We start from the raw sequence: 3,893 nt of genomic DNA on the forward strand, positions 1-3,893 counted from the left end.
TCAATCGGGTTCCTTCAATGGGAACTGGGTCAAATGTGGGAGCGGGCTTGCTCGCGAAGGCCGCGCCTCGGTCTATTTGCCGAGTGGGATTTTAGGGGCCCAGGTCAGCCATTCATCTTCAAACTTGTCGAACAGCGGGAAGGTCTGCTGGGGCCGTGCAGCGTTGCCCATACGCTCGCCGTCCGGCGTGGCAAAGGCGATGCCGCCGGCGACCAGGGTCTCCAGGGACTCCGTGCGAACAGTCGCGCCCTTGAACAAGCCGAAGTCGAGCCCGAAGCCGCTGGTGTTCCAGAACCGGCTGCCACTGCGCACCAGAGGCGCGTACTTGGGCTCGATCAGGATGTGAACCAGCACACGGTCGGCGGTCTGACCCAGCTCGTAGCCGGTAACTTTGCCTACGGTGACTTCGCGGTAAGTGACCGGAACGCCTTCCTTCAACGAGCCACGGCGTGCGGCGCTGAGTACCAGGCTCAGGCCCTCCTCCTGATGAACGGCTTCTGGCGGCTTGTCCAGCGCGACGAAACTCTTCTGTGGGCCGATGCTTTTGGTCGCTGGCTGTACTTCGATGTACTGGCCGGTCACCAGGGTTTCCAGGTTCGACGTTTTCATCAGGCCCAGTTCAGGCTTGACCACCCAGAACTGACTGCCGGCCCGTGCAATGCGGTCGGCCACTTGGGTGATACGCGCGCTGAGCAGCACCGATTGCATGTCGGCGCTCAGGTCGACACTTTCGATCTTGCCTACGTCCAGGCCCTTGAAGCGCACTGGCGTACCCGGGCGCAGGCCATCGGCGCGGTCGACCTTGATGGTCACCAACGTACCGTGCTGATTGGCGGCTTCGCGATCCGGGAACAGACGGAAACGCGGGATGCGCTTTTTCAGCGGCACATTCGGCTCCGGGGTTTCGAAGGCGATACCGCCCGCCATCAGGCTGGCCAGGGATTCGCTTTTCACCTGGATGCCGCCGGTAAGCCCACCGGTCAGGGTCACGCCGCTGGCATTCCAGAAACGGGTCGAACCATTGACCAGGCCTTCGTATTCTTTCTCGATATGGACGCCGATCACCAGTTGCTTGTTCTTGCGGGAGAACTGGTAGCTCTGCACGGAACCGACCTTGACCTGCTTGTAGAGGATCGGGCTGCCGACATCCAGGGAGCCGAGGTTGTCGGTGAAGAGCACCATGTGCAGGCCGGGGGAACGCAGGTCCAGTGGCGGCGCCTTGGCGCGGGCGACGTACTCCCGTTGTGGCGCGGTGCCCTTGTCGCCGGGACGGATGGCGATGTAGTTACCTTTGACCAACGCTTCCAGCCCGGTGATGCCCGCCAGGGAGATAGACGGCTTGACCACCCAGAACTGGGTGTCCTGGACGAGGTAGTCTTCGGCCAGTGGGTCGAGGGTCAACTCGGCATTGGCGCTGGACAGGTCCGGATCGATCTTCAGGGTTTTCAGGCTGCCGACCTGGATGCCTTTGTACATCACCGGGGTGCGGCCCGCCTGGAGGCCTTCGAAGTCGGTGAGTTTGACTTTGACCTTGATGCCCGCCGCGGCTGCATCGAAATCTTCGTACAGGCGGAACGGCAGGCTCGGGTCCGTCGGTGGGCTGTCCTTGCGGTTCTCCGGCGTGGCGAAGGCGATACCGCCGGCAACGATGCTGGCCAGGGATTCACTGCGGACTTTTACGCCGGAAAGGTTGGCGTCGATGCTGATGCCGCTGGCGTTCCAGAAACGCGTGTGTTTGCGCACCAGGCTGGCGTAGGTCGGCTCGATGTAGACCTTGATTTCAACGGTGGTCTGGTCTTCGGAGAGCAGGTAGCTTTTGACCTGGCCGACCTGGATCTGCTTGTAGAACACCGGGCTGCCACGGTTCAGCGAGCCGAGTCGATCAGCTTTGATCGTCAGGTGCAGGCCGGGCTTGGCGTCGGATAAAGGCGGTTCTTCGGACAGGGCCTTGAACTTGCGCGTCGGCTCACCATCGCCTGGGCTGGCGGCGATGTAGTTACCCGAGACCAGGGTTTCCAGGCCGGTGATCCCGGCCAGGCTGACACTTGGCTTTACCAGCCAGAAGCGGGTGTTGGTCTTGAGGTATTGCTCCACATCCTTGTTCATCTCGATGGTAGCAATCACCCCGCGATTGTTACCTTCGTCATCCAGGGCCAGGGTCTTGACCTTACCCACGGACATGCCTTTGTAGACCACTTCGGTCTTGTTGGCCTGGATGCCTTCGCCGCTTTCAAAGCGAACCTGAATCTCGATGCCTTGCTGGTTGTAGGCGCGCCACCCCAACCAGCCGCCGATGATCAGGGCAATCAGGGGCAGCACCCAAATGGCCGACCAGTTGGAAGCTGGGCGGGTTTTAGCCTTAGGCAAATCACTCATGGTCGTCGTCCGACTCCGTGTTATCCCAAATCAGTCGGGGATCGAAAGTTACTGCGGCAAGCATCGTCAAGATCACCACACTGGCGAACGCTACGGCACCGAGATTGGCCTCGACACTGGCAAGTCGCCCAAAGTTTACGACTGCCACCAGGATGGCAATCACGAAGATATCCAGCATGGACCAGCGGCCAATGAACTCGATAAAGCGGTACATGATAATGCGTTGTTGCGCGGAAAGTGGCTGGTGACGCTGCACCGAGAACAGTAACAAGCCGATGCCCACCAGCTTGAAGGTGGGCACCAGAATGCTGGCGATGAACACTACAGCGGCGATGGGGAACATACCGTGCTGCATCAATTGGATCACGCCAGACATGATGGTGCTCGGATCGCCTTGGCCCAGGGAGCTTACGGTCATGATCGGCAACAAATTGGCCGGGATGTACAAGATGGCTGCCGTGATCAGCAGCGCCCAGGTGCGTGTCAGGCTGTTCGGCCGGCGAGCATGGACCAGCGCACCGCAACGGGTGCAGGTTTGCTCGTCGGTGTCCGGGTCTTGTTTGTTTAATTCATGGCATTCGGTACAGATCAGAATGCCCGCATCAATCGCCCGCATGAGCATCCTCTCCTGACAGCGCTTCCCAGATCTGGTGAGGTGACATCACCACCTCCAACAATATCTGGACCATTAACAGACTGACGAAGCAGGCCAGACCGAGCCCTACGGTGATAGTGGCCATGTCAGCCAGCTTTACGATCGCCACCAGCACGCCCATCAGATAGACCTCGAGCATCCCCCAGTCTTTCAGATGATGGTAGATGCGATAAAACAGCAGACCGTAGCTACGGCCGATGTTCCAGCGGATGCTCAGCAATACCGCCAGTTGGCACAGGAGCTTGAGCAATGGAATGCCCATGCTGCAGAGGAACACCACCACGGCGACGCCTTGCATACCGGTGTCGAACAGACCGACCACGCCGGTCCACACGGTGTCCTGCGAGGACTGCCCGAGTAGATTGAGCTGCATGATGGGTAAAAAGTTCGCGGGGACGTACAACAGCAGCGCGGCAATCACTAACGCCAGGCTTCGTTCAACGACGTTGTGGCGGTGAGCGTACAGCTCGTAGCCGCAGCGTGGGCATTGGGCCTTTTCACCGCGGGCAAGCTCCGGCTTGCGCATCAGCAGGTCGCACTCATGGCATGCCACCAGTTCGTCCAGCGGTAAGTCTGACACCTCAAGGGTATCAACCGGGTCGGGCATATAGGGCTCGGACTCTAAAAAAGATTAGGTGCCTATTCTAGTGTTCTGGTTCAGAAATAACTGTGCAAATTTGTCGGGGGATTCAGTAGCGTTTGTGCGCGCGAGGGGGGATTGGGACGAGGGGATTTAGACCAATGCGTGGCATCAGGTAGCCCGCGTTACCGTTGGAGTTTTTCGCCAGCAAGCTCGCCATACTTTCCGACCGCCCAAAACAAAACCCCTGACTGCATAAGCAATCAGGGGTTCTGGAATTTA

3 protein-coding genes are annotated in these 3,893 nt (G+C 59.4%); all 3 read right to left on the minus strand.

The annotated features are described in order from the left end of the window. Positions 1-72: 72 nt before the first annotated feature. Genes ACW9I6_RS31300 through ACW9I6_RS31310 form a run of 3 tightly spaced genes read right to left on the minus strand, consistent with a single transcriptional unit; the run spans position 73 to position 3,638 of the window. Positions 73-2,376: a PqiB family protein gene (locus ACW9I6_RS31300; RefSeq protein ID WP_003214369.1), complete on the minus strand. Its 2,304-nt coding sequence runs from the start codon at positions 2,374-2,376 to the stop codon at positions 73-75. Beyond that, entirely contained in the window at positions 2,369-2,992 is a 624-nt protein-coding gene (locus ACW9I6_RS31305) for a paraquat-inducible protein A (protein WP_003214366.1), read from the minus strand. The genes ACW9I6_RS31300 and ACW9I6_RS31305 overlap by 8 nt, the downstream gene beginning before the upstream one ends. Then, positions 2,979-3,638 carry a paraquat-inducible protein A gene (locus tag ACW9I6_RS31310; RefSeq protein ID WP_017478595.1) on the minus strand — a complete coding sequence of 220 codons (660 nt, stop codon included), beginning with the start codon at positions 3,636-3,638 and terminating at the stop codon, positions 2,979-2,981. The genes ACW9I6_RS31305 and ACW9I6_RS31310 overlap by 14 nt, the downstream gene beginning before the upstream one ends. Positions 3,639-3,893: the final 255 nt, after the last annotated feature.

It is taken from the genome of Pseudomonas sp. SDO5522_S412, from assembly GCF_054071215.1.